We start from the raw sequence: 5788 nt of genomic DNA, 5'->3' as shown, positions 1-5788 counted from the left end.
TCCCAGCCTCTTTTTCTTGTATAATAGAGCCATACTAAGGGGGAACATGATGAATAAAAAGTGGTTTAAAATTATCGCAATTAGTGCCATTATCACCTTTGGGCTTGGCATATATAACGCCTTTTTTGGCAATCCATTTTCAAAAGTATTAGCAACTACAACAGCTACACATTATGTAGAGGCAACCTATCCAAATGAAGCGATTACTATTACAGCGCAGGCGCATGATATTACAACAGGTGGCTATAACTTTACAGCTACAATTGATGGACAAGCATACCCTATGGTAATTGGTGGTTTTTGGGGTAATAAAATTAAGCGTGATGGGATTTATGAGGCACGTTTAGATGAGCCTATGATGACTAAGCTTGGGGCAGAGGCATCACAACAAATTGGTGATTGGCTAAGTGCTATGCCTGTTAAACATATTGAAACGTATCTTGAAGTGACAAAGGGTGAGCATGAGCCACATACGACATGGTCTGTAGATTTTGAGCCCAATCATCCACTCGTAGCATTTATTACACTAGATGCGTCGGCAATGACGCTTGAACAATATACACAGTTTGCGGAGGATGCTAAAGCAGAAATGGCGAAGCAAAAGCTAAGCTACGAATATATATCACTAACAGCTGAGGTTAATAAAAAAGGTGAGGAGCCTCACGTAGTTTACGCAACAGGCTTCTCACCAATAGATGAAAAAATTAAAGTAAAAAAGTTCGAATCGTAGTCAAAACCATAAATAATAAGCTAAACCAAAACCAACTAAGCGCTTGATAACCAATAAAGGTTAGCAGGCGTTTTCCTTTTGGTAGCGCTCTAACACCAATAAAATTAATAACGAGATGGTAAAGAGATAAAAAGAAACCTGTACCAAAAATAAAAGTGAAATTTGACCATACACCCCAGTCCGCAAACCCAGCGCCAAGCACCATAGCGAAAAGACCAAGCCAAACCGAACTCGTCATAATATATAGACCGATAAAGGCAAGATGTATATACCAAAAACGCGATTGCACCGAAAAATAATGCTGTAGCAAGACAATCACTCCTCAAAAAAAATGAGACAGCCTCAGCTGCCTCATTCTAGTATATTACTTTGTATATGGGTTTGTTAAGTCCATGCCATCAAGCGTTAAGCCCATTGCTTTCGCAACACCTTCACCGTACGCTGGATCAGCTAAGTAGCAGTGTAAGATGTGACGACGTTTAATGAACTCCTCAACTGGAGCCATATCGCCTGCTGTATTATCAAATAGACGTTGTTTTTCTTCGTCATTCATTAAGCGGAATAATTTACCTGGTTGCTCGAAGTAGTTATTGTCATCCTCACGGAAATCATGGATGCCAGCGCCACCTTCAAGTGGTAATTCTGGTTCTTTATAATCTAAGTTATGTTCCCACTCACCGTAGCTGTTAGGTTCATAGCTCATTGTGCTACCAAGGTTGCCATCAAAGCGCATTGCACCGTCGCGGTGGAATGTACGGAATGGACATTTTGGTGCGTTGACTGGTAATTGGTAGTGGTTAACACCTAAGCGGTAACGTTGTGCATCAGCATAAGCAAAGATACGACCTTGTAACATTTTATCTGGTGAGAAGCTAATACCAGGTACGATGTTTGATGGTGCAAATGCAGCTTGCTCAACTTCAGCAAAGTAGTTGTCAGGGTTGCGGTTTAACTCAAACTCACCAACAGGAATTAGTGGGAAGTCGCCTTTGTACCAAACTTTTGTTAAGTCGAATGGGTTGTAAGGAAGTTCACGTGCTTCTTGTTCAGTCATTACTTGAATGTACACTTTCCATTTAGGGAAGTCGCCGTTTTCGATTGAAGTGTAAAGGTCGCGTTGAGAAGACTCACGGTCTTTACCTACAACAGCTTCAGCTTCAGCATTTGTTAAGTTATCAATACCTTGCTCTGTACGGAAGTGGAATTTTACCCACACGCGTTCGTTTTGTGCATTAATCATTGAGTACGTATGAGAACCAAAACCGTGCATATTACGGAAGCCTGATGGAATACCGCGGTCAGACATTAAAATTGTTAATTGGTGCATAGCTTCAGGTAAAGAAGTCCAGAAATCCCAGTTTGAATTAGGGTTATGCATATTTGTACGTGGGTCACGTTTTACCACGTGGTTTAAATCTGTAAAGTGTAATGGGTCACGGAAGAAGAATACAGGTGTATTGTTACCAACTAAATCCCAGTTACCTTCTTCAGTATAAAATTTAAGTGCAAAGCCGCGAATATCGCGTTCAGCATCAGCTGCACCGCGTTCACCAGCTACTGTTGAGAAACGAGCGAACATTGGCGTTTGTTTACCAACTTCAGAGAAAATTTTAGCTTTCGTGTATTGTGTAATATCATGCGTCACAGTGAATGTACCGTGCGCACCGCCACCTTTTGCGTGCATGCGTCGCTCAGGGATTACTTCACGGTTGAAGTTAGCTAATTTTTCTACTAACCATACGTCTTGTAATAATAATGGACCGCGTGGGCCTGCAGACATTGAGTCGTGGTTACTTACTACTGGTGCACCGCCTGCTGTGGTGAAGCGTCGGCTTTTATCTTGAGAGTTTGTCATAATTTAAGTTCCTCCTAGAAATATATTTAAAATTAAAATTAGATTATAATGATTCTTAATAAGTAATATATATCATAAGTTAAAAAATGTCCAATAAAATACTTCCCGTTTTATAAATATTTAAAACGTCACGTGTGTTTTTATTAAAAGTAGGTACAATGTAAGAGATGATAGTTATAGAAGGGAAATAATAGAGTATGCAATTAACGCTTACGTTTACGATTTTAGGCGTAACGATTTTTTTATTTATGACAAACCGTGTACGCGCAGATTTAGTTGCAGTCATGGCGCTACTTGCTTTTGTAATAGCGCGTATTTTAACGCCAGCTGAAGCACTCGCAGGCTTTTCAAATTCGGTTGTTATTATGATAGCTGGATTATTTGTGGTAGGTGCAGGGATTTTACGCACAGGTTTAGCAGGTATGGCAGGGCAGCTATTATTAAAGTGGTCAGGTGATAGTGAGCGCCGACTATTTATTTTATTGTTAGTAATTGTAGGGATTGTTGGCGCATTTATGAGTAATACAGGTACTGTCGCGTTAATGATGCCTATTGTAGTAAGTATTGCGATAAGCATTAATGAAAGCCCTGCTAAATTTTTAATCCCATTATCATTTGTCGCGAGTTTATCGGGCTTAATGACATTAATCGCTTCGCCACCGAACTTAATTGTTAGTCAAGTGTTGGTGGATAATGGTTTTGATAAGATGGGTTTCTTTGCCCTTACACCGATTGGCATTATTGGATTAGTAGTAGGGATTAGTTATTTGGTGTTAGTGCGCAATCACTTGTTACCTAATAAAAGAAATCGAACACAATCCGCGGAAGGCTATACGCTGTCACCTAAAAAACTTGTGACGGATTATCAGCTTGATCGTCAGCTCTATACTTTAACTGTGCCGGCAGATTCAACGATTGTAAATCAGCGTCTTGCTGATTTAAAGTTACCTGCTACTTACCATCTTTGTATTATGAAAATTCACCGCAAATCTACAGAGGGCTTAAATCTTTTGCCAATGACCTATCAAGAGATGGCCGGGCCAACGAGTGTCATTCATGCAGATGATGTGTTGTATGTGCAGGGGGATGTGCAAGATATTACACGTTTTGCTAAAGATTTTTCGCTGACGCATGTCGCATTTAGTGATAATGAGGCCAGTGAGTTAATTTCTAAGCAACTTGGTGTTGCAGAGGTGTTATTAACACCACATTCGCAGTTTATCAATCAAACGATTAGTAAGATTGGTTTTCGTGAAAAATACAATTTAAATATTATTGGCATTAATCGCAGAGGCGGTTATAAGCTACAAAATATGGCGGAGCATCGTTTACGTTTTGGTGATGCAATTTTAGTACAAGGTGCATGGGACGAAATCGAAATGCTGGCGCGTGAGACGCAAAATGTTGTAGTGATTGGACAGCCAAAGGAGCATGCATCTATTGCAGCTGCTACCGGTAAAGCACCAATCGCAGGTGCAATTATGCTTGTCATGGTATTGCTTATGGTATTTGAAGTGTTTTCACCTGTTATTTCTGTATTAATTGGAGCAGTAGCAATGGTCATTACGGGCTGTTTACGTAATATGGACGATGCTTATGGCAATATGAACTTTGAAAGTATTGTGTTAGTCGCAGCTATGTTACCTATGGCAACAGCTCTCGAAAAAACAGGGGGCATGAATGTGTTGTCAGCAGGTATTATTCAAGCTTTAGGTGATTACGGTGCTTATGGCGTGTTGATAGGGATTTATATTTTAACAGCTACCTTTGGACAATTTATTAGTAATACTGCAACAGCTGTACTATTTGCGCCCATTGCGCTTAGTGCGGCGCTTGCTATGGCAGTTAGCCCCATGCCATTTATGGTGGCAGTAGCAATTGCGGCAAGTATGTCATTTGCTACACCTATTGCTTCACCAACCAATGCTCTAGTTATGACAGCAGGTGGCTATACATTTGGTGACTTTGTTAAAATTGGTATGCCGCTTCATATTATCATGTTTGTTGTTATGATGATTGCTGTGCCATTATTTTTTCCCTTTTGACTAAATTAAGTCATGTATATAATATGTATGTTTTGGTTACGAAAAAATGTTGTAGCCTACGCGCTTTTTTCTTTATGATAAGAAGGAAGGGAACGATTACCTATGAATTATGATGAGATACATTCATTTTTAACAATATATGAGCAAGAAACAAAGCAACCTGAGGGTTATGCGGAGCAACGCATGGCTGTTATTAAGGAAAAGGGGAGTTATTGGCAAACAACGGATGAACTAACACATGCGGCTCGTGTCGCATGGCGCAATAGTAATAAATGCATTGGCCGTTTGTTTTGGCAATCACTACATGTATTTGACGAACGTCAAACCTTAACGCATGATACGATTTTCGAACGTCTACTACATCACATTCAATTTGCTTCCAATGGCGGCAAAATCCGTCCAACGATTACTGTGTTTCATCCAGAGCGTGTGCGTATTTGGAACGAACAACTAGTGCGCTACGCAGGGTATGAAACAGCTGAAGGTATTATAGGCGACCCCGCTTCTGTAGAATTTACAAAGGTATGTATTGACTTGGGCTGGCAACCAAAATATGGTCGCTTTGATGTATTACCACTCGTCATTCAAGTTAACCATACACTACCGCGTTTATATGAAGTGCCAAAAGAGTATGTGCTAGAAGTGCCAATGACGCATCCCACAAATGAGCGTTTTAGCGAATTAGACCTGCGTTGGTATGCAGTGCCGATGATTGCTAACATGAAATTAGACGGTGGTGGCATTGAGTACCCAGCTGCACCTTTTAATGGCTGGTATATGGGCACAGAAATAGGTGCGCGTAATTTTGCCGATGTTGACCGCTATAATCAATTACCTAAAGTTGCGGCCGTATTTGATTTAGATACGAGTACACAGGCAACTTTATGGCAAGACCGTGCATTAGTAGAGCTAAATGTCGCAGTGCTACACTCATTTAAGGAACAGGGAGTTAGTATTGTGGATCATCACAATGCGGCGCAACAATTTAAATTGTTTGAACAGGCCGAAGAAAAGGCAGAGCGTCCTGTAACAGGTAACTGGGCATGGCTTGTGCCACCAATGGCGGCAGCTACAACGCACATCTACCATAAACCTTATAAAAATCATTATTTTTCACCCAATTACTTTTATCAAAAAAAGCCCTATTAATAATAAAGG

General features: G+C 40.4%; 5 protein-coding genes. 3 read left to right on the top strand and 2 right to left on the bottom strand.

Going from position 1 to position 5788, the window contains the following annotated elements; genetic code table 11:
* Positions 1-49 precede the first annotated feature (49 nt).
* Complete coding sequence (locus CH76_RS12915) at positions 50-730, top strand: hypothetical protein (RefSeq protein WP_036147148.1); 681 nt, start codon at positions 50-52, stop codon at positions 728-730.
* Here CH76_RS12915 and CH76_RS12910 read toward each other — a convergent pair.
* Positions 705-1040, bottom strand: coding sequence for a hypothetical protein (locus tag CH76_RS12910; protein ID WP_036147145.1), 336 nt, complete (start codon positions 1038-1040; stop codon positions 705-707). The two genes, CH76_RS12915 and CH76_RS12910, sit on opposite strands and share 26 nt — an antisense overlap.
* A 54-nt stretch (positions 1041-1094) precedes the next feature.
* Positions 1095-2585: a catalase gene (locus CH76_RS12905; RefSeq protein WP_036147143.1), complete on the bottom strand. Its 1491-nt coding sequence runs from the start codon at positions 2583-2585 to the stop codon at positions 1095-1097.
* A gap of 197 nt (positions 2586-2782) precedes the next feature.
* Between CH76_RS12905 and CH76_RS12900 the strand changes: the two genes are divergently transcribed.
* Together CH76_RS12900 and CH76_RS12895 are read left to right on the top strand one after the other, a co-directional pair.
* A complete protein-coding gene (locus CH76_RS12900) occupies positions 2783-4630 on the top strand; it encodes an SLC13 family permease (protein ID WP_036147139.1) in 1848 nt (615 codons plus the stop codon).
* Between the two features lie 102 nt (positions 4631-4732).
* The gene (locus CH76_RS12895) at positions 4733-5779 is read left to right on the top strand and encodes a nitric oxide synthase oxygenase (protein WP_036147136.1); all 1047 of its coding nucleotides are present in this window, start codon (positions 4733-4735) and stop codon (positions 5777-5779) included.
* Positions 5780-5788 lie beyond the last annotated feature (9 nt).

The organism is Lysinibacillus sp. BF-4 (assembly GCF_000743635.1).
GTDB classification, from domain to species: Bacteria; Bacillota; Bacilli; order Bacillales_A; family Planococcaceae; genus Metalysinibacillus; species Metalysinibacillus saudimassiliensis.
The sequence above is the reverse complement of the archived record's forward strand: the minus strand, read 5'-3'. Positions and strand labels throughout refer to the sequence as shown.

Bases quoted from the DNA above. Each gene is read 5' to 3' on its own strand.
- CH76_RS12905 (WP_036147143.1), bottom strand. From the start codon at position 2,585: ATGACAAACTCTCAAGATAAAAGCCGACGCTTCACCACAGCAGGCGGT.
- CH76_RS12895 (WP_036147136.1), top strand. From the start codon at position 4,733: ATGAATTATGATGAGATACATTCATTTTTAACAATATATGAGCAAGAA.
- CH76_RS12900 (WP_036147139.1), top strand. From the start codon at position 2,783: ATGCAATTAACGCTTACGTTTACGATTTTAGGCGTAACGATTTTTTTA.
- CH76_RS12915 (WP_036147148.1), top strand. From the start codon at position 50: ATGAATAAAAAGTGGTTTAAAATTATCGCAATTAGTGCCATTATCACC.